Raw genomic sequence first — 24,401 nt, 5'->3', positions numbered from 1 at the left:
ACCCGGCCTACGTTACTACACCAACGCGATTACTGGTATTCGCTCATCGGTACGCAAGAGCAGAACAGGTTACGGTCGCCGTAGACGTCATCAAGACGCTTCACGGTCGGCCAGTATTTGTTTGCCACACCTGCCGGGAAGACGGCCAGTTCGCGGGAATAACCGTGGTTCCACTCTGCCACCATCTCATGCTGGGTGTGCGGTGCGTTAACCAGCGGGTTATCTTCCAGTGTCCACTCGCCGTCCAGTACGCGATCGATCTCCATGCGGATCGCCAGCATCGCATCAATAAAGCGGTCCAGCTCGGCTTTGCTTTCGGACTCCGTTGGCTCCACCATCAGCGTACCCGCTACCGGGAACGACATGGTCGGGGCGTGGAATCCGTAGTCGATCAGACGCTTGGCGATATCCAGCTCGCTGATTCCGCTCTGCTCTTTCAGTGGACGAATATCCAGAATGCACTCGTGCGCCACGCGACCATCACGGCCGGTATAGAGCACCGGGAAAGCAGACTTCAGACGAGTCGCAATATAGTTAGCGTTCAGGATCGCCACCTGGCTTGCCTGCTTCAGCCCTTCAGCACCCATCATGCGGATGTACATCCAGCTGATTGGCAGAATAGAGGCGCTACCAAATGGCGCCGCAGAGACCGCGCCCTGACGGGTCAGCATCCCCTCGATTTGCACTACGCTGTGACCCGGAACAAACGGTGCCAGGTGCGCTTTTACGCCGATTGGCCCCATACCCGGGCCGCCACCGCCGTGCGGAATGCAGAAAGTTTTATGCAGATTCAGGTGCGACACATCCGCGCCGATAAAGCCCGGAGAGGTAATGCCGACCTGGGCGTTCATGTTCGCGCCATCGAGGTAAACCTGGCCGCCAAACTGATGCACCACTTCGCACACTTCACGGATTGTCTCTTCATACACACCGTGAGTAGACGGGTAGGTCACCATGATGCAGGAGAGCTTGTCGCCAGCCTGTTCGGCTTTTGCACGCAGGTCCGCGAGGTCAATGTTACCGTTCTTATCGCAAGCAACCACCACCACTTCCATGCCCGCCATCTGGGCAGAGGCCGGGTTGGTACCGTGTGCAGAGCTTGGGATCAGGCAGATATCACGATGCCCTTCGTTACGGCTTTCGTGATAATGACGAATCGCCAGCAGACCAGCATATTCACCCTGCGCACCGGAGTTTGGCTGCATACAGAGAGCATCATACCCCGTCAGTTTCACCAGCCAGTCAGAAAGCTGATTGATCATCAGGTGATAACCTTCCGCCTGCTCAGGTGGGCAGAACGGGTGCAGTTCAGAGAACTCAGGCCAGGTGATAGGGATCATCTCAGCTGCTGCGTTCAACTTCATGGTGCAAGAGCCCAGTGGGATCATAGCCTGATTCAGCGCCAGATCTTTACGCTCCAGAGAGTGCATATAGCGCATCATCTCAGTTTCGCTGTGATAGCGATTGAAGACCGGATGCGTCAGGATCGCATCATCGCGCAGCATGCTTTGCTGGATAGAACGGCTGTCGAGGGCAACCTCTTTGTCGAGCGTATCAATGTCCAGGCCGTGTGCATCACCCAGCAACACGTTAAACAGGTTCAGGATATCGTCGCGGGTGGTGCTTTCATCCAGCGTAATGCCGACCGCATTGTGAATGTCGCTGCGCAGGTTGATCTCCGCGGCATCCGCACGAGCCAGCACTGCCGCTTTGTCTGCCACTTCAACACACAGGGTGTCAAAGTAATGGGCATGACGCAGTTTGAGGCCTTTCTGTTGCAGACCGCAGGCCAGAATATCCGCCAGGCGGTGAATGCGGCTGGCAATACGTTTCAGGCCAACCGGACCGTGGAACACCGCATACAAGCTGGCAATGTTGGCCAGCAGAACCTGCGAGGTACAAATGTTGGAGTTCGCTTTCTCGCGGCGGATATGCTGCTCACGAGTCTGCATCGCCATGCGCAGCGCAGTGTTACCGGCAGCGTCTTTCGAGACCCCGATAATACGACCCGGCATGGAGCGTTTGAATTCATCTTTTGCAGCGAAGAACGCCGCATGTGGACCACCGTAGCCCATCGGCACGCCGAAGCGCTGTGCAGAGCCGAAGACAATATCCGCGCCCTGTTTGCCCGGCGCAGTCAGCAATACCAGTGCCATAAAATCAGCGGCGACGCTGACAACGACTTTGCGGGATTTCAGCTCGGCAATCAGTGCGCTGTAGTCGTGAACTTCACCGGTGGTGCCAACCTGTTGCAGCAGCACGCCAAAGACATCCTGGTGATCCAGCACTTTGTCTGCATCGTCGACAATCACGTCAAAACCGAAGGTTTCCGCACGGGTGCGAACAACGTCCAGGGTTTGCGGATGAACATCGGCGGCCACGAAGAAGCGGTTCGCATTTTTCAGCTTGCTTACGCGTTTGGCCATTGCCATGGCTTCTGCCGCGGCAGTCGCTTCATCCAGCAGAGACGCGGAAGCGATATCCAGGCCAGTCAGATCCAGCGTTACCTGCTGGAAATTCAGCAGCGCTTCAAGACGACCCTGGGACACTTCTGGCTGATAAGGGGTATAAGCGGTGTACCAGCCTGGATTTTCCAGCATATTGCGCAGGATAACCGGCGGTAACTGCACGTTGGTGTAGCCCATGCCAATGTAAGACTTGTAGCGCTTGTTCAGGCCGGCAATGGCCTTCAGCTCCACCAGTGCGGCGAATTCCGTCGTGGCTTCCCCTACCTGAGGCGGCGTGGCAAGCTGGATGTCTTTTGGCACAATCTGGCCGATCAGTGCGTTTAATGAATCCGCGCCAACTGTCTTCAGCATCTCCTGCTGTTGCTGAGCATCCGGCCCAATGTGACGTTCAATGAAAGCGCCACGGTTTTCAAGCTGGCTTAAAGTCTGTGTCATGAGCGATGGTTCCTGAAACGTGCAGTGAATTTAAGTTCCCTCTCCCTGTGGGAGAGGGTTAGGGTGAGGGGAAGATGAGCACCCTCACCCCTGCCCTCTCCCGAAGGGAGAGGGGGATTAACAATTACTCGTCTTCTAGCAGTGCTTCGTACGCGGTCGCATCCAGCAGTGCGGCAACTTCCGCTTCGTCGCTGGCTTTGATCTTAAAGATCCAGCCTTCGCCGTAAGGCTCGCTGTTGACCAGCTCCGGGGAGTCGCTCAGCGCGTCGTTCACCGCAACAATCTCACCGCTTACCGGTGCATAGATATCAGATGCTGCTTTTACGGACTCCGCCACGGCGCAGTCGTCGCCCGCGCTAACGGTCGTGCCCACTTCTGGCAGATCAACAAACACCATATCGCCCAGCAGCTCTTGCGCGTGCTCGGTGATCCCTACGGTGTAAGTGCCGTCCGCCTCTTTGCGCAGCCATTCGTGTTCTTTGCTGTATTTCAGTTCTGCTGGCACATTGCTCATTGAATTTCTCCTGATAAAAATGATTAGGCGACCGGCTTACCGGCGCGAACAAAAATCGGTTTGGTCACGTTGACCGGCATTTCACGGTTGCGGATTTGCACCACCGCCGTTTCGCCAATACCTGCCGGCACGCGTGCCAGTGCAATACTGTAGCCCAGCGTTGGGGAGAAGGTACCGCTGGTGATCACGCCTTCACGCGGATTGCCATCAGCATCGGTAAAACGCACCGGCAGTTCACCGCGCAGTACGCCTTTCTCGGTCATCACCAGACCCACCAGTTGTTCAGTACCCTTCTCACGCTGAATTTCCAGCGCTTCGCGGCCAATAAACTCACGGTCAGCAGGTTCCCATGCGATGGTCCAGCCCATATTGGCCGCCAGCGGAGAGACACCTTCATCCATCTCCTGACCGTAGAGGTTCATACCCGCTTCCAGACGCAACGTATCACGCGCGCCCAGACCCGCTGGCTTCACACCGGCTTCCACCAGCGCACGCCAGAAATCTGCGGCTTTCTCATTTGGCATCGCAATTTCGTAACCCGCTTCACCGGTATAGCCAGTGGTAGCGATAAACAGATCGCCTGCCTGCACGCCGAAGAACGGCTTCATGCCTTCAGTCGCTTTACGCTGCTCGTCGCTGAACAGAGAAGCGGCTTTCGCCTGCGCGTTCGGTCCCTGTACGGCAATCAGCGACAGATCATCACGAACGGTGATGTCGATGGCATAAGGTTCAGCGTGTTGGGTAATCCAGGAGAGGTCTTTTTCGCGGGTAGCGGAGTTAACAACGAGGCGGAAGAAATCTTCTGTGAAGTAATAGACGATGAGGTCGTCAATCACGCCGCCGGAGGCATTTAGCATGCCGGTATAGAGCGCTTTACCCGGTGTCTTGAGTTTGGCGACGTCGTTTGCCAGCAGATAACGCAAAAACTCCCGGGTGCGGCTACCGCGCAGATCGACAATCGTCATGTGGGACACGTCGAACATACCGGCATCAGTGCGCACCGCGTGGTGCTCATCAATCTGCGAGCCGTAGTGCAGCGGCATCATCCAGCCATGGAAGTCCACCATGCGGGCGCCGCATAACACGTGTTGTTCGTACAAAGGAGTCTGTTGAGCCATCTTGTCCTCGTTGAAAAATTCACCGTGAAACCCGGTATCGACCTCGTTTTCAGGGGCCGACGCAAACGTTCTCTTTTACCTGAACTTACCACCGAAACCGGCGATTAACCATAAGGTAAAATGGGTCATCACATTAGCTTATGACCAAAAAACGCAGAAAAGCCTACAGAGTTATTCACTGGAAAAATGCGATTAACTCCGCACAAAATTAACAATGATCTAACAGGATTTAGCACATGGTGATATTTCCTGCGGAAAAATGGGCCAAATTTCCGCAACATAAAATTAGCCAGATTAGATTATCTAATGCGAAAAATGAGGTGAAATTAGAATATTTCAAACGAGGAAATTTCCCCGGCACAGAGGCCGGGAAATAAAGTGTGATGGGGGTCTAAATTAGCGCAGCCAGTCCGGTAGGTCGTTAAGACCCATCGCCTGACGAAGAAGCTGAGGTTTAACACCGGGAAGCGTATCAGCGAGCTTGAGGCCGATGTCACGTAGCAATTTTTTCGCCGGATTGGCACCGGCAAACAACTCACGGAAGCCCTGCATGCCCGCCAGCATCATTGCCGCGCTATGCTTGCGGCTGCGCTCATAGCGACGCAGATACAGATGCTGACCAATGTCTTTCCCTTCGCGATGCAGACGACGCAGTTCTTCAACCAGTTCAGCCGCATCCATAAAGCCAAGGTTAACGCCCTGCCCGGCCAGCGGATGAATTGTGTGTGCCGCATCCCCCACCAGCGCCAGACGGTGCGCCGCAAACTGACGCGCGTAGCGTCCGGTTAATGGGAACACCAGACGCTCGCTCTCAAGCGTGCATAACCCAAGACGGTTATCAAACGCCATGCACAGTGCCTGGTTGAACGCTTCTGGCGTGGCCTCCTGCATCAGCTGTGCTTTTTCTGGCACCAGGGACCAGACAATCGAGCACAGATGCGGATCGCTTAACGGCAGGAAGGCCAGAATGCCGTCATTGTGGAAGATCTGACGCGCGACACCGCCGTGCGGCTCTTCAGTGCGGATCGTCGCAACCAGAGCATGATGGCGATAATCCCAGAACGTCAGCGGAATATCGGCTTTATTACGCAGCCAGGAGTTCGCACCATCAGCGCCAACAACCAGACGTGCAGTCAACATGTCGCCGCTTTGCAGGGTAATAAACGCCTCGTTTTCACCCCACGCGACCTGCTGGATCTGCGCAGGCGCAATCAATGTCACGTCGCTGCACTGCTGTGCTTTCTGCCACAGCGCGTGATGGATCACCGCGTTTTCAACGATGTGACCCAGATGACTATAGCCCATACTTTCGTCATCAAAAGCGATATGACCAAAGCTGTCTTTATCCCATACTTCCATGCCGTGATAGCAGCTGGCGCGCTGCGCCACGATATCTGACCAGACACCAAGGCGCGTCAGCAGCTTTTCGCTGGCCGCATTAATTGCCGAGACGCGGAGTTCCGGCGGCGCATCCTGTGCGACACGCTGGGGCTGCTTTTGCTCCAGCACGGCCACGCGCAGGCCGCTGCCCTGTAAGCCACAGGCCAATGCCAGTCCTACCATTCCGCCGCCAACGATGGCGACATCAACATTTTGCACGGTGATAACTCCTTAACGCGCGACCCAACCAAGGGTCCGCTGCGCCAGCACGTCACGTGCCGGAATGAATAATTCCATCGCCATCAGCCCGAGGTTACGGCCTGCAACCAGCGGCGCCCAGTGATTGGCAAAAAGATGAACCAGGCCATCAGTGACACCAATCGTCGCCTCTTTATCCGCCTGACGTCGCTTCTGGTAATGGCTTAGCACTGAGTATGCACCGCAATCTTTTTGCTCACCCCACGCTTGCGAAAGGGTTTCTGCAAGGCTCATGACATCACGTAACCCGAGGTTAAAGCCCTGACCCGCAATCGGATGCAGCGTCTGCGCGGCATTACCCACTAGCACAACACGATGGGAGATGGATTGAGATGCTGTCGTCAGCGACAACGGATATACCGTCCGCTTGCCTGCATGGGTGATTCGTCCCAGCCGCCAGCCAAAGGCTTTTTGCAACTCAGTGCAAAAACGTTCGTCGGACCATGACTGAATCTCTTCAGACTTACTCTGGGGATGGCACCACACCAGCGAGCAGCGTCCGTTCGACATCGGCAACATCGCCAGCGGGCCATGCTGTGTAAAACGTTCAAAAGCCCTGCCGCTGTGCGCTCCGGCAGTGGAGACATTCGCAATGACCGCCACCTGCCCATACGCCTGCTGACGCCACTCGATACCACACTGGGTGCCGAGCGCAGATCGAGAACCATCTGCAGCAACCAGAAGCTGGCCTTCGAGAACAGTGCCATTTTCCAGCGTCACACTGACCGCCCCTTCACTGCGACTAAAACTGGCCACACGCGCCGGACAATGCAGCGTGACGCCAGGTGCATCCTGAAGCTGACGGAACAGACGTAATCCGACGTCGTGCAGCTCAACAACCTGCCCCAGGGCATCAATACGATAATCCTGCGCATCCAGCGTGACAAAACCCGCATGCCCGCGATCGCTAACGTGAACGGTGTTGATCGCCGTCGCACAGTCGGCAATCGACTGCCAGATACCGATGCGCGACAGCTGCTGGCATGTCCCCTGCGCCAGCGCAATGGCTCGGGCATCAAAACCGGGGTGATCAGAAGCCTCTGGAGCAACGGCTTCCACCAGATGCACCGGGAGTTTCCCCTGTGTCATGTGCGAAATAGCGAGTGCCAGCGTGGCCCCCGTCATTCCGCCACCAACAATGATCACGCTCATTTGTGTGCCGCTGCCATCAGCGCCTCGATATCGTCAGCATTTTTGACCACGCTGGCCGTCAGGTTCTCGTTGCCACTTTCGGTAATGACGATATCGTCTTCAATGCGGATGCCAATCCCGCGATACTCTTCAGGCACATCGGCATCAGGCGCGATATACAGCCCAGGCTCTACGGTTAATACCATGCCCGGCTCCAGCACGCGCGAACGTTCTGCGCCATACGCCCCCACATCATGCACATCCAGCCCCAACCAGTGGCTCAGGCCATGCATAAAGTATGGTCGATGCGCATTTTCAGTAATCAGGGTACCTACATCGCCTTTCATAATACCGAGCTTAACCAGGCCGGTAATCATGATGCGCACCACTTCGCCGGTCACTTCCTGAATGGAGGTGCCAGGACGATACAATGTGAGTGCCGTCTCAAGGGATTCCAGAACGATGTCGTAAATCGCGCGTTGTGCCGGCGAGAACTTACCATTCACCGGGAAGGTACGAGTGATGTCTCCCGCGTAGCCCTGATATTCGCAACCGGCGTCAATCAGCACCAGATCGCCGTCACGCAGCGCGCTTTCGTTTTCGGTATAGTGCAGAATGCAGCCGTTCTCCCCGCCACCGACAATGGTGTTGTAAGAGGGATAACGTGCGCCGTGACGGTTAAATTCATGGTGAATTTCGCCTTCCAGCTGGTATTCAAACATACCCGGGCGGCATTTCTCCATGGCGCGGGTATGCGCCAGAGCACTGATTTCACCTGCCCGACGCATCAAATTCAGCTCTTCTTCTGACTTGAACAGGCGCATCTCATGCACGACCGGACGCCAGTCTATCAGCGTGGCGGGGGCAGACAGGTTCTGCCGTGAGCCTTTGCGCAGCTTATCCAGGGCGGTAAAGACAATTTCATCGGCATACGCATATTCGCCCTGAGCGTGATAAAGCACATCCAGGCCATTCAGCAACTGATAGAGCTGCTGATTGATTTCGCTAAACGCCAGCGCACGGTCAACGCCCAGCTTCGCCGGTGCGGCCTCCTGGCCTAAGCGGCGACCAAACCAGATTTCGGCCGTCAGATCGCGTACGCGGTTGAAAATCACGCTGTGGTTGTGGGTGTCATTACTCTTGATCAGCACCAGCACCGCTTCCGGCTCGTTAAAGCCGGTGAAATACCAGAAATCACTGCTCTGACGATAGGGGTATTCACTGTCGGCGCTGCGCGTCACTTCGGGCGCGGCAAAAATCAGCGCGGCGCTGCCCGGCTGCATTTTGGCCAGCAGCGCCTGGCGGCGGCGCGAATACTCTTGATTTGAGATAACCATGACACCCTCCTGTGCGTTATTTTTCTTAATGTAAGGTTGGTTTGCGGACTTCCGGTGCGGTCGGCTGCGAGCGCGTAAAGTTGTCGTGGCACAGCAGCGCCGCCACGCGCACATACTCGATGATCTCTTCGAGAGACATTTCCAGCTCTTCCTGGTCTTCGTCTTCATCGTAACCAAGCTGTGCAATGTTACGCAGATCGTCGATCGCCTCACCGGCTTCGCCGGTCACTTTATCGAGTTTAGGCTGTGTCACACCCAGCCCCAGCAGATAGTGGTTTACCCAACCTGCCAGCGCATCAGCGCGATCAAACACGCTTACGTCATCGCCCTCAGGCAGATAAAGCTGAAAAAGGAAGCCATCGTCTTCCAGTGAATCGCTGATGGCGGCGTGCATTTTACGCAGTGCCTCCGCCAGCTCGTGACCAAACGCCAGCCCTTCGTTCGTGAGGTCGTGGATCAGCGGCTGCCATGAGCTGTCGCTGTTTCCGCCGCACAGCATGCCACTGATCAGACCGTGCATTTCGGCTGGGGTTAAACCCACTCCCTGCTGGTTCAGTAACTGGTTTAAATCGTTGTAACCAGGCATTTCGTTCTGTATAGACATGAGCATTCGTCATCAAAGGGGGGAAGTTTCATGATATGCTACCACTTTGGACCCTGGTGATACCAGAAAAGGGCTTGTATCTTCACATCAGGGTAGCTATAGTGTCGCCCCTTCGCGGCCCCCGGGGCAGTAAGCGAAGGCAGCGCAGTCAATCAGCAGGAAGGTGGCATGTCTGCACAACCCGTCGATCTCCAGATTTTTGGCCGTTCACTGCGAGTGAATTGTCCACCTGAACAAAGGGATGCCCTGAATCAGGCTGCGGACGATTTGAATCAGCGGTTGCAAGATCTAAAAGAACGCACTAGAGTCACAAATACTGAGCAGCTGGTTTTCATCGCCGCGTTGAACATCAGCTATGAACTGACTCAGGAAAAAGCGAAGACCCGCGACTACGCGGCAAGTATGGAGCAGCGCATTAAAATGCTCCAGCAGACCATAGAACAAGCATTGCTTGATCAAGGTCGCAATCCCGAAAGACCGGGACCAAAGTTTGAATAACACTTCTCAGTTGACTATGGTAGAGTAACTGTGAAGACAAAATTTCTCTGAGATGTTCGCAAGCGGGCCAGTCCCCTGAGCCGATATTTCATACCACAAGAATGTGGCGCTCCATGGTTGGTGAGCATGCTCGGTCCGTCCGAGAAGCCTTAAAACTATGACGACACATTCACCTTGAACCAAGGGTTCAAGGGTTACAGCCTGCGGCGGCATCTCGGAGATTCCCTCTCTTTTTCTTCTACCGACTACCATGACTCAATTCCCTGAAGTTTCTGCTTCACGCCAGGACATTCGTCAGTTAATTCGTCAACGCCGTCGTGCGTTAACCTCCGATCAGCAAGCACATTTTGCCCAACAGGCTGCCGCGCGCATGATGGCGTATCCGCCTGTTGTGATGGCGCATACTGTCGCGCTGTTTCTCTCATTTGATGGTGAGCTGGATACGCAACCGCTCATCGAGCAACTCTGGCGCGCCGGGAAGAAGGTTTACCTGCCAGTGCTGCATCCGTTTAGCGAAGGTAATCTACTTTTTCTCCACTACCACCCGCACAGCGAGCTGGTCGTGAATCGTCTGAAAATCACTGAGCCGAAACTGGATGTGCGTGACGTACTGCCACTGTCACAACTGGACGTACTGGTTACGCCGCTGGTTGCGTTTGATGAACAGGGCCAGCGCTTAGGAATGGGTGGTGGTTTTTATGACAGAACGCTGCAAAACTGGCAACAGTATGGGCTACAGCCAGTGGGTTACGCGCATGATTGTCAGGGCGTGGAGGCATTGCCGGTGGAGAAATGGGATGTGCCGTTACCGGCGGTGGTAACGCCCAGTAAAACCTGGTCCTGGTAGAATAAAGCCGGGTGGCACTGCCGCCACCCGACACCACACAATCAGTACAGCAGACGCGCGCGAATCGTCCCCGGAAGCGCCTTCATGCTCTGCAGTGCTTTCTCGGCAACATCTTCATCCGCTTCAATATCAATCACCACATAACCCATCTGAGAATTTGTCTGCAGATACTGCGCGGCAATGTTGACGCTCTGTTCGGCAAAGATCTGGTTAATGGCGGTCAGCACACCCGGACGGTTTTCGTGAATGTGCAGCAGACGACGACCACCGTGCAGTGGCAGAGACACTTCCGGGAAGTTCACCGCAGAGAGCGTAGAACCGTTGTCAGAGTATTTGCTCAGTTTGCCAGCCACTTCCAGACCGATGTTCTCCTGTGCTTCCTGAGTCGAGCCGCCAATGTGTGGCGTCAGGATCACGTTGTCGAATTCGCACAACGGAGAATTAAACGGATCGCTGTTGGTCGCAGGCTCCGTCGGGAAGACGTCAATGGCAGCCCCGGCCAGATGTTTACGTTTCAGCGCATCGCACAGTGCCGGAATGTCGACAACCGTACCGCGTGCAGCGTTGATCAACAGTGAACCTGGCTTCATCAGCGCCAGCTCTTCCGCACCCATCATGTTTTTGGTGGAGGCATTTTCCGGTACATGCAGGCTGACCACATCGCTCATATTCAGCAGATCAGAGAGATGCTGAACCTGCGTCGCGTTACCCAGAGGCAGCTTGCTTTCAATATCGTAAAAATAGACATGCATACCGAGAGATTCAGCCAGAATCCCCAGTTGAGTACCAATGTGACCATAACCAATGATACCCAGTTTTTTACCACGGGCTTCATATGACCCCGCAGCCAGTTTATTCCAGACACCGCGGTGTGCTTTGGCGTTAGCTTCAGGGATACCGCGTAGCAGCAGCAACAACTCGCCAATCACTAACTCCGCCACGGAACGGGTGTTGGAGAACGGGGCGTTGAACACAGGAATACCGCGTTTGGCAGCTGCATTCAGATCGACCTGATTGGTGCCGATACAGAAACAACCAATGGCAACCAGCTTTTCCGCCGCAGCAATTACATCTTCAGTCAGGTGAGTACGGGATCGCAGGCCAATGAAGTGGGCATCACGGATGGCCGCTTTCAGCTCTTCGGTGTCCAGCGCGCCTTTGTGAAATTCGATGTTGGTGTAACCCGCTGCACGAAGGCTATCAAGCGCTTTCTGATGCACGCCTTCTACCAGCAGGAATTTAATCTTGTCTTTCTCCAGTGATACCTTTGCCATTTACCCGACCCTGTATTTTATCTGAACTGATGTTGTGCTGGATTTAAATCCGCTATAGCCAACATATCAAAAAAAACTATTGCAGCAATATGAACGTTTGCGTCGGCACTCTGAAGAAAAGTCATACAGGGTAAAATGACAGAGGAAAATGCTACAGAAATTTGTGAATGCGGCAGGATCGGCAAAAGAGGCACAAAAACGTGACACAAGTCACCGAATTTGGCTTTTCAAAAATTTTTTAGCGGGGGGAAGGCTCCCCCCGTCAGATCATTTTACGATGGTTTTCACGCCATCAGCGGTGCCAATCAGCGCCACATCCGCGCCACGGTTGGCGAATAGCCCTACGGTTACTACGCCCGGAATGCCATTGATGGCATTTTCCAGCGCGATAGCATCAAGGATTTCCAGACCGTGAACGTCGAGGATCACGTTACCGTTATCAGTAACTACGCCCTGACGATATTCCGGACGACCACCCAGCTTCACCAGTTGACGGGCAACCGCGCTACGCGCCATCGGGATCACTTCCACCGGCAGCGGGAAATTACCCAGGATATCGACCTGCTTGGAGGCATCCGCGATGCAGATGAACTTGTCCGCAACGGAGGCGATGATTTTTTCACGCGTCAGCGCTGCACCACCGCCTTTGATCATCTGCATATGGCCGTTAATCTCATCCGCGCCATCAACGTAAATACCCAGACGGTCTACTTCGTTCAGATCGAAAACGGTAATGCCGAGGCTTTTCAGCTTTTCCGTGGAAGCATCAGAGCTGGATACTGCACCTTCGATTTGTCCTTTCATCGTGCCCAGCGCATCGATAAAGTGCGCCGCGGTCGACCCGGTACCGACACCGACAATCGTACCCGGCTGTACATACTGGAGTGCGGCCCATCCTACTGCTTTTTTCAGTTCATCCTGCGTCATGATCGTTTTGCCTGTGGTGTGAAAACTTAGGCCGCATTATAGAACACGTGAGGTGGAATTCGTCTGTCACAAAGGGAAAATTGTGTCATAGTGCAGAATAAGCCAAATTAAGGAGTCAGCCAGAGCGATGAAACGTCCGGACTACAGAACACTACAGGCACTTGATGCAGTTATTCGTGAACGAGGTTTTGAGCGCGCAGCGCAAAAGCTTTGCATCACGCAGTCCGCCGTATCACAGCGTATCAAACAGCTTGAAAACATGTTCGGCCAGCCGCTGCTGGTACGTACCGTCCCCCCTCGTCCAACCGAGCAAGGGCAAAAGCTTCTCGCCCTGCTGCGTCAGGTTGAACTACTGGAAGATGAATGGCTGGGTGACGAACAAACGGGCTCCACACCGCTACTGCTCTCTCTGGCGGTTAACGCCGACAGTCTGGCAACCTGGCTGCTGCCTGCCCTGGCCCCCGTATTAGCAGATTCCCCTATCCGCCTGAATTTGCAGGTTGAAGATGAAACCCGTACCCAGGAGCGCCTGCGTCGTGGTGAAGTGGTTGGCGCGGTCAGTATCCAGCCTCAAGCGTTGCCGAGCTGCCTTGTCGATCAGTTAGGTGCTCTGGATTACCTGTTTGTCGGTTCAAAAGCCTTTGCCGAGCGCTACTTCCCTAATGGTGTGACCCGTGCTGCACTGCTCAAAGCACCAGCAGTAGCGTTCGACCATCTGGACGATATGCATCAGGCGTTCCTGCAGCAAAACTTTGATCTGCCGCCGGGCAGCGTACCGTGCCATATCGTCAACTCATCCGAAGCGTTTGTGCAGCTTGCGCGACAAGGCACCACCTGCTGCATGATCCCACATCTGCAAATTGAGAAAGAGTTGAAAAGTGGAGAGCTGATTGATTTGACGCCGGGGCTGTATCAGCGCCGGATGCTCTACTGGCACCGTTTTGCGCCGGAAAGCCGCATGATGCGCAACGTCACCGATGCGTTACTGGCGTACGGACATAAGGTGTTGAGACAGGATTAAAAAATAAGCCGGGTGGCGGCTTCGCCTACCCGGCCTACTGGTTACTGAGCGGGCTTTTGAGTCGGTTCCAGCTGGAACACCACATCAACCTGATCGTCGAACTGAATCGTCGGCTGCTCGTAAGTTTCCTGAGCAGATACTGGCGCCGCATCGGCTTTCATCATCCGTACCATCGGGCTTGGCTGATAGTTTGAGACGTGGTAACGCACGCTGTAAACCGGGCCGAGCTTGCTGTTAAAGCCAGCGGCCAGCTGCTGCGCCTGATGCATCGCATCATCAATCGCCGCTTTACGCGCTTCGTCTTTGTATTTCTCCGGTTGCGCAACGCCCAGCGACACAGAGCGAATTTCGTTCAGCCCCGCCTTCAGCGCGCCATCCAGTAATGCATTCAGCTTGTCCAGTTGACGCACCGTCACTTCGACAGTACGCACAGCACGGTAGCCTTTCAGAATGCTTTTGCCGTTCTGGTAGTCGTAATCGGGTTGAGTACGCAGGTTAGCGGAGTTGATATCTTTTTTACCTACACCGTTCTGCTCAAGAAAAGAGAGATATTGCGCAACACGATCGTCAGCCTGCTTCTTGGCAGATGCCGCATCTTTCGCAGCCACATTGACTTCAATCGCCAGGGTTGCAACATCCGGTACCGCATCCACACTTGCGGTGCCTGAAGTGACGATGTGCGGACCATCTGGCAGTTCACTTGCCTGCACCGACACCGCACCTAAACTCACTAATGCCGCCAGGGCCATCACTTTAAACTTCACTGTCATTCCTCCATGTTGCGAAGAGTGCCCCAACAACAGGGCGCATGCCAGCAAGCTTAGCGGGTCTTGTTCAGTTGTCCATAAGACAATGGCTTAGTTGAACAATTCCTGGACATGATGAATGCCCTCTTTTGCCAACTGGAAGGCAATAAACCACATCACGAGACCCACCAGTGTGTTGATGATCCGCTGCGCTTTAGCGGTGCGAAGACGAGGGGCCAGCCACGCCGCCAGGATCGCAAGACCGAAGAACCAGAGGAAAGAGGCGCTGACCGTGCCAAGCGCAAACCAGCGCTTCGGCTCAACATCCAGCTGTCCGCCCAGGCTCCCCAGCACCACAAAAGTATCGAGATAAACGTGCGGGTTAAGCCAGGTAACCGCCAGCATGGTGACGATGATCTTCCAGCGCCCCTGCTTCATGACTTCAGCGCTTGCCAGTTCAAGATTGCTGCTCATGGCCGTTTTCAGTGCACCAAAACCGTACCACAGCAGAAACGCCACGCCGCCCCAGGTAACCAACGCAAGAAGCCAGGGTGACTGCATCAGCAATGCACTACCACCAAAAATACCGGCGCAAATCAGCAGCAGATCGCTTACCGCGCACAGCAGGGCAATCATCAGATGGTACTGACGGCGGATGCCCTGATTCATCACGAACGCATTTTGTGGGCCAAGCGGAAGGATCATGGCCGCACCTAAGGCAAGCCCTTGAAAATAATAGGATAACATGACGCAATTCTCACAGTGTTGTTCTGGAAGCAGACTATACTGTGCGAATCACATTAGAGGAAATTGATAATATTAATTGGGGATTAGTCGTGCTTATAAAAATAAAGCCCGGTGGCGCTAGCGCTTACCGGGCCTGGTGGTGAAGTTATTCTGCTTCTTTGACTTTTTTGACGTTTACGTCCATCTGTGGATACGGGAAGCTGATGCCGTTAGCATCGAACTCACGTTTGATACGCTCCAGCACATCCCAGTAAACGTTTTGCAGATCGCTACTTTTGCTCCAGATACGCACCACAAAGTTAATGGATGAAGCGCCCAGTTCGTTCAGACGTACAGTCTGCTCTTTGTCTTTCAGAATGCGATCGTCTGAGGCAATGATATTGGCGATCAGTGATTTAACCTGATCGATATCGGAATCATATGCCACGCTGATGATCAGCTCATTTCGGCGCACTGGTTCGCGGGAAAAGTTGATGATGTTGCCGGCGATGATTTTCCCGTTTGGCACAACAACGATACGGCCATCAACGGTACGCAGGGTGGTAGAAAAAATCTGTACCTGCAGTACCGTTCCGGCAATCCCACCAAGATCAACGTACTCCCCGGAACGGAATGGACGGAAGGTGACCAGCAGTACACCAGCGGCCAGGTTCGAAAGCGAGCCCTGCAACGCAAGACCAATAGCCAGACCTGCCGCACCAAGCACGGCGATTACCGATGCGGTCTGTACGCCGACACGTCCCAGCGCTGCAATTAGCGTAAAAGCGATAATACCGTAACGCACCAGTGCAGAGAGGAAATCTGCAACCGTGGCATCAATGTTTCGGGCGCGCATCACGCGGTTAACGGTGTTTGATACGATACGTGCCACGATCATCCCGACGATGAGGATGGCAATAGCCGCTACGATGTTTACAGCGTAGCTCAGCAGCAACTCCTGGTTACGCACCAGCCAGGTACCGGCGTTATTGATGCTGTCTACGACATCGAGTTGTTCCATTTATTCTTCCTTTTGTTAAACCAAAACACAAAAATCCATCCCCCATGGAGACAGGCAGGTCAGTAAAGGGTAAACAAAAAGCACTGGTTTTGCCAAACAGATCACAAAAACCGGTATAGCAGGCTCTTGAAAAGGCATAAAAAAAGGCCCGCATTTGCGGGCCTTCTGATGCTGTTAGCAGCTCAAATTACAGAACGTCAACCGCGTTCAGTTCTTTGAAAGCCTGCTCCAGACGAGTCACCATGGAAGTCTGCGCTGCGCGCAGCCATACGCGTGGATCGTAGTATTTCTTGTTCGGCTGGTCTTCGCCTTTCGGGTTGCCCAGCTGGCCCTGCAGGTAAGCTTCGTTAGTTTTGTAGTACTGCAGAATACCGTCCCAGGTTGCCCATTGGGTATCGGTATCAATGTTCATTTTCACTACACCGTAGCTTACGGAATCTTTGATTTCCTGAGCAGAAGAACCGGAACCGCCGTGGAAGACGAAGTTCAGGCTGTTGTGCGGCAGGTTGTGTTTCTTAGACACATATTCCTGAGAATCACGCAGGATAGTTGGGGTCAGAACCACGTTACCTGGTTTGTAAACGCCGTGTACGTTACCGAAGGACGCTGCGATGGTGAAGCGTGGGCTGATTTTGCTCAGCTCGGTGTAAGCGTAATCAACATCTTCTGGCTGGGTGTACAGTGCAGAAGCGTCCATGTGGCTGTTGTCCACGCCGTCTTCTTCACCACCGGTGCAACCCAGTTCGATTTCCAGGGTCATGTCCATTTTGGCCATGCGCGCCAGGTATTTGGAGCAGATTTCGATGTTTTCGTGCAGTGACTCTTCAGACAGGTCGATCATGTGAGAAGAGAACAGTGGCTTACCGGTAGCAGCAAAGTGTTTTTCACCCGCGTCCAGCAGACCGTCGATCCACGGCAGCAGTTTCTTCGCGCAGTGGTCAGTGTGCAGGATAACTGGAACACCGTAGTGTTCAGCCATCTGGTGTACGTGGTGCGCACCAGAGATAGCACCCAGGATTGCAGCACCCTGCGGAACGTCAGTTTTCACGCCTTTACCTGCGATGAACGCAGCACCACCGTTAGAGAACTGAACGATAACCGGCGCTTTAACTTTTGCAGCGGCTTCCAGTACGGCGTTGATGGAGTCGGTACCTACGCAGTTAACTGCTGGCAGAGCGAAGTTGTTTTCTTTAGCTACCTGGAACACTTTCTGTACGTCATCACCAGTGATAACGCCAGGTTTTACGAAATCAAAAATTTTAGACATGTTGCTTAGTCCTGTATCTTCGGCCGTTAGAAAAGGTGCGAGCTCTTAAAAGCGCGCTGAAAATTGGGCAGGTTTCCCTGCCCTTGAATGGCTTACTTCTTAGCGCGCTCTTCGAGCATTGCTACTGCTGGCAGTACTTTGCCTTCCACGAATTCGAGGAATGCACCGCCACCAGTGGAGATGTAGGAGATCTTGTCAGCGATACCGAACAGGTCGATTGCCGCCAGGGTGTCACCACCACCTGCGATAGAGAACGCTTCGCTGTCTGCAATAGCGTTAGCAACGATTTCAGTCCCTTTGCGGAAGTTCGGGAATTCGAACACGCCAACAGGACCGTTCCACAGGATAGTTTTTGCGTTTTTCAGGATTTCAGCCAGTTTCTGTGCAGAAACGTCGCCCAGGTCCAGAATTTGCTCTTCGTCTTTGATGTCGTTTACAGACTTCAGGGTCGCCGTTGCAGTTTCAGAGAACTCAGTGGCAACACGAACGTCTGTTGGAACTGGAATATCACAGGTGCTCAGCAGGCGTTTAGCTTCGTCAACCAGGTCTGCTTCGTACAGGGATTTACCCACGTTGTGGCCTTGAGCGGCAACGAAGGTGTTCGCGATGCCACCGCCAACGATCAGCTGGTCAGCAATTTTAGACAGGGAGTCCAGAACAGTCAGTTTGGTAGAAACTTTAGAACCACCAACGATAGCAACCATTGGACGAGCAGGTTCTTTCAGTGCTTTACCCAGCGCTTCCAGTTCGTCAGCCAGCAGAGGACCTGCACAGGCTACGTCTGCGAATTTACCGATACCGTGGGTAGAAGCCTGCGCACGGTGAGCAGTACCGAAGGCATCCATTACGAATACGTCACACAGTGCAGCGTATTTTTTGGACAGTGCTTCGTCGTCTTTCTTCTCGCCTTTGTTGAAGCGAACGTTTTCCAGAACAACCAGTTCACCGGCAGCAACGTCAACGCCATCCAGGTAATCTTTCACCAGGCGAACCGGATTGGACAGTTTGTCTTTCAGGTAATTAACAACTGGCAGCAGAGAGAACTCTTCGTTGTACTCGCCTTCGGTTGGACGACCCAGGTGGGAGGTTACCATCACTTTAGCGCCCTGCTTCAGAGCCAGTTCGATGGTTGGCAGAGATGCACGGATACGCGCGTCGCTGGTCACTTTACCATCTTTAACCGGTACGTTCAGATCAGCACGGATGAAAACGCGTTTACCAGCCAGATCCAGATCGGTCATCTTAATTACAGACATGGTGAATCCTCTCGTTGATTCTTAAAGTTTTGCAGACGCACAATGCGTCTTACCTGAAACCTTGAGCGGCCATTGCTAACGTAGTATCGAGCATTCGGTTAGCAAAGCCCCATTCGTTATCACACCAGACCAGCGTCTTGATAAGGTGTGCGCCACTGACGCGTGTTTGAGTGCCATCAACGATGGCGCTGTGCGGGTCGTGGTTAAAATCTACTGAGACCAACGGCAATTCCGTATAGTCAACTATACCATGAAATGCACCCAGTGCCGCTTTTTGCAGCAACATGTTGACTTCACTGGCTTTTACCGGTTTTTTCACCGTCACACTAAGGTCGATTGCGGTGACGTTAATCGTCGGAACGCGCACGGCAATCGCTTCAAAACGGTCATTAAACTGCGGGAAAATACGTGTGATCCCTGCTGCCAGTTTTGTGTCCACCGGAATGATTGACTGGCTCGCCGCGCGAGTGCGTCGTAAATCCGGATGGTAGGCGTCGATCACCTGCTGATCGTGCATGGCGGAGTGAATCGTGGTCACTGTGCCGGATTCAATGCCATATGCATCGTCTAACAGTTTAATGACCGGAATAATGCAGTTAGTGGTACAGGAGGCGTTGGAGACAATGCGATGTTCAGCTTGCAGCTCATGCTGATTGACGCCAAACACGACGGTCGCGTCGAGATCGTTGCTGCCGGGATGAGAAAACAGGACTTTTTTCGCACCTGCTGCCAGATGGGCTTCACCATGTTCGCGGCTGCCATACACGCCGGTACAGTCAAGCACCACATCCACACCCAATTCACGCCAGGGTAGCCCGGTAATGCTGTTCTCATGCAGCACACGGATAGCGTCATCACCCACAAAAAGCTGATCTCTTTCCTGGCGTACATCCCAGGCAAAGCGTCCGTGGCTGGTGTCATATTTCAACAAATGCGCCATGCCCGTAGCATCCGCCAGTTCATTGATTGCCACCACGGTCATTTCCGCCCGACGTCCGGATTCATACAAAGCACGAACCACATTACGTCCGATGCGACCGAAGCCATTAATCGCTACGCGTACGGTCATAGATCTCCTGCAAAGCTATCCCTGGGTTTGAGGTGGCTGAAAGAGTAATCCAGCTACGCCCGAAGGGGAATCCTTGCTGTCACAAACTGCGATTGATTGGTCAATTGTCGAACATTTAATCGACTGAAACGCTTCAGCAAGAATAAGCGAATCGGGGAATAAAAGGAATGTCTGTCCAGATGAATAAGCGAGCTATATGACTTGCGTCACATTTTAGGTGGAATAATTTACGACGAGGTAAAAGCAAAACGGTAACCGAGAGGTTACCGTTTTTAGTGTTTGCACCCTCTCCCTGTGGGAGAGGGCCGGGGTGAGGGCATCAGTCCGCACCGCACAAACGATTACAGCAGTTCTTTCGCTTTCGCTACAACGTTCTCAACGGTGAAGCCGAACTCTTCGAACAGCAGCTCTGCCGGTGCAGACTCACCGAAGGTGGTCATACCGACGATTGCGCCATTCAGGCCCACATATTTGAACCAGTAGTCAGCAATACCCGCTTCCACTGCCACACGAGCGGTAACCGCTTTAGGCAGTACGGACTCGCGGTATGCAGCATCCTGCTTGTCGAACGCATCGGTAGACGGCATGGAGACCACACGCGCTTTAACGCCTTCGGCAGACAGTTTGTCCCATGCCGCAACAGCCAGCTCAACTTCAGAACCGGTGGCGATGAAGATCAGCTCTGGCTGACCTGCACAATCTTTCAGAACATAACCACCGCGAGCGATGTTCGCCAACTGCTCTGGAGTACGATCCTGCTGTGCCAGGTTCTGGCGGGAGAGGATCAGTGCGGTTGGGCCGTCCTGACGCTCAACACCGTATTTCCATGCCACTGCGGATTCAACCTGGTCACATGGACGCCATGTGCTCATGTTCGGAGTCACACGCAGAGAAGCCACCTGCTCTACCGGCTGGTGAGTTGGACCATCTTCGCCCAGACCGATGGAGTCGTGGGTATAGACCATCACCTGACGCTGTTTCATCAGCGCAGCCATACGTACGGCGTTACGTGCGTACTCTACGAACATCAGGAAGGTAGAGGTATACGGCAGGAAACCACCGTGCAGGGAGATACCGTTAGCAATTGCCGTCATACCGAATTCACGTACACCATAATGGATGTAGTTACCGGCAGTATCTTCGTTGATCGCTTTAGAACCGGACCACAGGGTCAGGTTAGAAGGCGCCAGGTCAGCAGAGCCGCCCAGGAATTCAGGCAACAGTGGGCCAAATGCTTCAATCGCATTCTGAGACGCTTTACGGCTGGCGATTTTAGATGGGTTCGCCTGCAGCTTAGCGATAAACTCGTTCGCTTTCGCATCGAAGTCAGACGGCATATCGCCTTTCATGCGACGGGTGAACTCAGCAGCTTCCTGTGGGAAGGCTTTAGCATACGCAGCGAACTTCTCGTTCCATGCAGCTTCTTTCGCCTGACCTGCTTCTTTGGCATCCCACTGAGCATAAATGTCAGATGGGATTTCGAATGCCGGGTGTTTCCAGCCCAGCGCTTCACGCGTCAGTGCAATTTCCGCGTCGCCCAGTGGCGCACCGTGGGAATCGTGGGTACCGGCTTTGTTCGGTGAACCGAAGCCGATAATGGTTTTGCACATCAGCAGGGATGGTTTGTCAGTGACAGCGCGCGCTTCTTCTACTGCACGTTTAATCGAGTCAGCATCGTGGCCATCAACACCACGCACAACGTGCCAGCCGTAGGCTTCAAAACGTTTAGCGGTGTCATCGGTGAACCAGCCCTCAACGTGACCGTCAATGGAGATACCATTGTCGTCGTAGAATGCAACCAGTTTGCCCAGCTTCAGGGTACCCGCCAGGGAGCACACTTCGTGAGAAATGCCTTCCATCATGCAGCCATCACCCATGAACGCGTAGGTGAAGTGGTCTACGATGTCGTGGCCAGGACGGTTGAACTGCGCCGCCAGGGTCTTCTCAGCAATCGCCATACCCACAGCGTTCGCAATACCCTGTCCCAGTGGACCGGTTGTGGTTTCAACACCAGCGGTGTAACCCACTTCCGGGTGACCTGGAGTTTTGGAGTGCAGCTGACGGAAGTTTTTCAGCTCTTCAATTGGCAGATCGTAGCCAGTGAGGTGCAGCAGGCTATAGATCAGCATAGAGCCGTGGCCGTTGGACAGCACGAAACGGTCGCGGTCAGCCCATGCCGGGTTCTGCGGGTTGTGGTTCAGGAAATCACGCCACAGGACTTCGGCGATATCAGCCATACCCATAGGGGCCCCTGGGTGGCCGGATTTGGCTTTCTGTACTGCGTCCATGCTCAGCGCACGAATAGCATTAGCAAGCTCTTTACGTGAGGACATTTTAACTCCAGATCGGACTGTTAAAGGCCATGCCCTTGACGACAGCGCGTTTTGGGCTACGCCGGAAAAAAGTGCCAACAATGTAACCCAAGCGGCATGCCATGTACATGGAGCATTCTTTTGCAGCTTAAGAAATCTCTGGATCATGCTCGCATGTTGCGCAATCTGCTCGCCCGGCCCCGTAGATATTCCTTATACTTAGCCCGACCCCGGCTTCGTTGCCGGTGTACTTTTCGGATTTTATTCAGATTAACGAGTACGGAAGCAACCTCATGAAAATGCGTGCAATAGTGCTGGCCCTGGGAACAACGCTCCTGTTGAGTGGCTGTCAGAATATGGATTCTAACGGCCTGATGACCTCAGGCGCAGAAGCTTTTCAGGCTTATTCCCTGAGCGACGCGCAGGTAAAAGCGCTGAGCGACCAGGCCTGTAAAGATATGGACGGAAAAGCCACACTTGCCCCTGCTAACAGTACCTACACGCAGCGTCTGAATAAGATTGCTTCCGCGCTGGGCGATAACATCAACGGCCAGCCGGTAAACTACAAGGTTTACATGGCCAAAGACGTGAACGCTTTCGCAATGGCGAACGGTTGTATCCGCGTCTATAGCGGGCTGATGGATATGATGACTGACAACGAAGTTGAAGCGGTGATCGGCCATGAAATGGGCCACGTTGCGCTCGGCCATGTGAAAAAAGGGATGCAAGTTGCCTTAGGTACCAATGCTATTCGCGCAGCGGCGGCTTCAGCGGGCGGTATTGTTGGTAGCCTGTCGCAGTCTCAGCTTGGCGATGTCGGAGAAAAGCTGGTTAATTCTCAGTTCTCCCAGCGTCAGGAGTCCGAAGCGGATGACTACTCCTACGATCTGTTGCGCAAACGTGGCATTAATCCATCAGGTTTAGCCACCAGCTTCGAAAAACTGGCCAAACTGGAAGCAGGGCGTCAAAGCTCAATGTTTGATGATCACCCAGCCTCAGAAGAGCGCGCGCAGCATATTCGCGACCGTATGGCCGCAGACGGAATTAAATAATTTCAGAAGGAGGCTGATTTACCTCCTTTTAAAAAGCACAAAAAAGCCCTCACCAGCTGGTGAGGGCTTTTACTTAACCGCTAAACTTACTCGCCTTTTTTCGCAGCCTGGATGTAGAGCATTTCCAGTGCCAGCGTCGCCGCAGCCAGAGCGGTAATTTCGGACTGATCGTAAGCCGGAGCCACTTCCACTACGTCCATCCCGACGATGTTCAGATCTTTCAGACCACGAACCAGTTTGATGGCACGGTCAGAAGTCAGGCCGCCGATCACCGGGGTACCGGTACCCGGAGCAAACGCTGGATCCAGACAATCGATATCGAAGGTCAGGTAGACCGGCATGTCACCCACGATCTGCTTCACCTGTGCAATGATGTCGTCAACACCGCGATCGTTTACCTGGCAGGCATCCAGCACGGTAAAGCCGTTATCTTTATCGAACTCAGTACGAATACCGATCTGCACGGAGTGGTTTGGATCGATAAGACCTTCGTTTGGCGCGGTAAAGAACATAGTGCCGTGATCAAATTCACAGCCGTTCGCATAAGTGTCTGTATGGGCATCAAAGTGCACCAGCGCCATTTTACCGAAGTGTTTTGCGTGCGCACGCAGCAGTGGCAGAGTCACAAAATGGTCACCACCGAAGGAGAGCATACGCTTACCTGCTGCCAGCAGCTTCTCGGCGTGCGCCTGGAGTTTTTCGCTCATCTCACGCGCGTCGCCAAAAGCGTAAACCAGGTCACCACAGTCAACTACGTTAAGGCGCTCACGCATGTCGAAGTTCCACGGGAAGCGATTGTGCTCCCAGGCCAGGTTAGTCGATACCTGACGGATGGCTGCCGGGCCATGACGCCCACCAGCACGGCCAGAGGTAGCCATATCAAATGGCACGCCAGTGATAACCCAGTCGGCATCGCTGTCGTACGGCTGGAAGTTCATCGGAAGGCGTAAAAAACCAAACGCGTTAGATACCAGAGAGTTATCGTACTGATGACCTAAAGTGCTCATGTCCTGACCTCTTTTAAAGTCGATACATTAAAAACAGATGAAAAAAAATCCCCTCCGCGTCGTTAAACCCGACGAGGAAGGGATTGATTCGTAAATAGCATATTGGGGCGAATTATCACCGTTAATTCATACG

21 protein-coding genes and 1 other RNA gene are annotated in these 24,401 nt (G+C 53.8%); 5 read left to right on the top strand and 17 right to left on the bottom strand.

What is annotated here, in order from left to right; all coding sequences use genetic code 11:
- Positions 1-29: 29 nt before the first annotated feature.
- From gcvP to HED65_RS20280, 7 genes are all read right to left on the bottom strand, one after another.
- A complete protein-coding gene (gene gcvP, locus HED65_RS20310; RefSeq protein ID WP_114979918.1) occupies positions 30-2,903 on the bottom strand; it encodes an aminomethyl-transferring glycine dehydrogenase in 2,874 nt (957 codons plus the stop codon).
- Positions 2,904-3,027: 124 nt separating this feature from the next.
- Positions 3,028-3,417: a glycine cleavage system protein GcvH gene (gene gcvH / locus HED65_RS20305; protein WP_114979917.1), complete on the bottom strand. Its 390-nt coding sequence runs from the start codon at positions 3,415-3,417 to the stop codon at positions 3,028-3,030.
- 23 nt (positions 3,418-3,440) lie between these two features.
- A complete protein-coding gene (gene gcvT / locus HED65_RS20300; RefSeq protein WP_049004941.1) occupies positions 3,441-4,535 on the bottom strand; it encodes a glycine cleavage system aminomethyltransferase GcvT in 1,095 nt (364 codons plus the stop codon).
- A gap of 396 nt (positions 4,536-4,931) precedes the next feature.
- Positions 4,932-6,134, bottom strand: coding sequence for an FAD-dependent 2-octaprenylphenol hydroxylase (gene ubiI, locus HED65_RS20295; protein ID WP_114979916.1), 1,203 nt, complete (start codon positions 6,132-6,134; stop codon positions 4,932-4,934).
- A gap of 12 nt (positions 6,135-6,146) precedes the next feature.
- Complete coding sequence (ubiH, locus tag HED65_RS20290; protein ID WP_114979915.1) at positions 6,147-7,325, bottom strand: 2-octaprenyl-6-methoxyphenyl hydroxylase; 1,179 nt, start codon at positions 7,323-7,325, stop codon at positions 6,147-6,149.
- Positions 7,322-8,635 carry a Xaa-Pro aminopeptidase gene (pepP, locus tag HED65_RS20285; protein WP_114979953.1) on the bottom strand — a complete coding sequence of 438 codons (1,314 nt, stop codon included), beginning with the start codon at positions 8,633-8,635 and terminating at the stop codon, positions 7,322-7,324. The genes ubiH and pepP overlap by 4 nt, the downstream gene beginning before the upstream one ends.
- A 31-nt stretch (positions 8,636-8,666) precedes the next feature.
- A complete protein-coding gene (locus HED65_RS20280; RefSeq protein WP_028016963.1) occupies positions 8,667-9,245 on the bottom strand; it encodes a YecA/YgfB family protein in 579 nt (192 codons plus the stop codon).
- A gap of 168 nt (positions 9,246-9,413) precedes the next feature.
- Here HED65_RS20280 and zapA point away from each other — a divergent pair, with 168 nt between their 5' ends.
- The 3 genes from zapA to HED65_RS20265 all read left to right on the top strand — a co-directional run bounded on the left by zapA (position 9,414) and on the right by HED65_RS20265 (position 10,590).
- Positions 9,414-9,743 carry a cell division protein ZapA gene (gene zapA / locus HED65_RS20275; protein WP_006811891.1) on the top strand — a complete coding sequence of 110 codons (330 nt, stop codon included), beginning with the start codon at positions 9,414-9,416 and terminating at the stop codon, positions 9,741-9,743.
- 41 nt (positions 9,744-9,784) lie between these two features.
- A non-coding RNA gene (ssrS, locus tag HED65_RS20270) (6S RNA) lies at positions 9,785-9,968 on the top strand.
- A gap of 25 nt (positions 9,969-9,993) precedes the next feature.
- The gene (locus tag HED65_RS20265; RefSeq protein WP_114979914.1) at positions 9,994-10,590 is read left to right on the top strand and encodes a 5-formyltetrahydrofolate cyclo-ligase; all 597 of its coding nucleotides are present in this window, start codon (positions 9,994-9,996) and stop codon (positions 10,588-10,590) included.
- 41 nt (positions 10,591-10,631) lie between these two features.
- Here HED65_RS20265 and serA read toward each other — a convergent pair whose 3' ends face one another.
- Both serA and rpiA read right to left on the bottom strand, forming a co-directional pair.
- Positions 10,632-11,864 carry a phosphoglycerate dehydrogenase gene (serA, locus tag HED65_RS20260; protein WP_114979913.1) on the bottom strand — a complete coding sequence of 411 codons (1,233 nt, stop codon included), beginning with the start codon at positions 11,862-11,864 and terminating at the stop codon, positions 10,632-10,634.
- Between the two features lie 267 nt (positions 11,865-12,131).
- Entirely contained in the window at positions 12,132-12,791 is a 660-nt protein-coding gene (rpiA, locus tag HED65_RS20255) for a ribose-5-phosphate isomerase RpiA (RefSeq protein ID WP_003860091.1), read from the bottom strand.
- Positions 12,792-12,918: 127 nt separating this feature from the next.
- Here rpiA and argP point away from each other — a divergent pair, with 127 nt between their 5' ends.
- On the top strand, positions 12,919-13,812 hold the full coding sequence (argP, locus tag HED65_RS20250; protein ID WP_008499727.1) for a DNA-binding transcriptional regulator ArgP: 894 nt from the start codon (positions 12,919-12,921) through the stop codon (positions 13,810-13,812).
- A gap of 41 nt (positions 13,813-13,853) precedes the next feature.
- Here the strand turns inward: argP and HED65_RS20245 are convergent, their stop codons facing one another.
- From HED65_RS20245 to tkt, 7 genes are all read right to left on the bottom strand, one after another.
- Positions 13,854-14,576, bottom strand: coding sequence for an oxidative stress defense protein (locus HED65_RS20245; RefSeq protein ID WP_114979912.1), 723 nt, complete (start codon positions 14,574-14,576; stop codon positions 13,854-13,856).
- A 93-nt stretch (positions 14,577-14,669) separates the two neighbouring features.
- A complete protein-coding gene (gene argO, locus HED65_RS20240; protein WP_021242063.1) occupies positions 14,670-15,305 on the bottom strand; it encodes an arginine exporter ArgO in 636 nt (211 codons plus the stop codon).
- Positions 15,306-15,450: 145 nt separating this feature from the next.
- Positions 15,451-16,305 (bottom strand): small-conductance mechanosensitive channel MscS, encoded by an 855-nt coding sequence (locus HED65_RS20235; protein ID WP_114979911.1) that lies wholly within the window; start codon positions 16,303-16,305, stop codon positions 15,451-15,453.
- Between the two features lie 187 nt (positions 16,306-16,492).
- A complete protein-coding gene (gene fbaA, locus HED65_RS20230; RefSeq protein ID WP_028016969.1) occupies positions 16,493-17,572 on the bottom strand; it encodes a class II fructose-bisphosphate aldolase in 1,080 nt (359 codons plus the stop codon).
- Between the two features lie 92 nt (positions 17,573-17,664).
- Entirely contained in the window at positions 17,665-18,828 is a 1,164-nt protein-coding gene (pgk, locus tag HED65_RS20225; RefSeq protein ID WP_114979910.1) for a phosphoglycerate kinase, read from the bottom strand.
- 49 nt (positions 18,829-18,877) lie between these two features.
- The gene (gene epd / locus HED65_RS20220; RefSeq protein WP_114979909.1) at positions 18,878-19,897 is read right to left on the bottom strand and encodes an erythrose-4-phosphate dehydrogenase; all 1,020 of its coding nucleotides are present in this window, start codon (positions 19,895-19,897) and stop codon (positions 18,878-18,880) included.
- Positions 19,898-20,238: 341 nt separating this feature from the next.
- Positions 20,239-22,230, bottom strand: a complete 1,992-nt coding sequence (gene tkt, locus HED65_RS20215) for a transketolase (RefSeq protein ID WP_049004948.1) — start codon at positions 22,228-22,230, stop codon at positions 20,239-20,241.
- A 272-nt stretch (positions 22,231-22,502) separates the two neighbouring features.
- Here tkt and loiP point away from each other — a divergent pair, with 272 nt between their 5' ends.
- The gene (gene loiP / locus HED65_RS20210) at positions 22,503-23,261 is read left to right on the top strand and encodes a metalloprotease LoiP (RefSeq protein WP_021242066.1); all 759 of its coding nucleotides are present in this window, start codon (positions 22,503-22,505) and stop codon (positions 23,259-23,261) included.
- Between the two features lie 86 nt (positions 23,262-23,347).
- Here loiP and speB read toward each other — a convergent pair whose 3' ends face one another.
- Positions 23,348-24,268, bottom strand: a complete 921-nt coding sequence (gene speB / locus HED65_RS20205) for an agmatinase (protein WP_025757725.1) — start codon at positions 24,266-24,268, stop codon at positions 23,348-23,350.
- Positions 24,269-24,401: the final 133 nt, after the last annotated feature.

The organism is Pantoea sp. LS15, from assembly GCF_012241585.1.
Taxonomy (GTDB): domain Bacteria; phylum Pseudomonadota; class Gammaproteobacteria; order Enterobacterales; family Enterobacteriaceae; genus Enterobacter.
The sequence above is the reverse complement of the archived record's forward strand: the minus strand, read 5'-3'. Positions and strand labels throughout refer to the sequence as shown.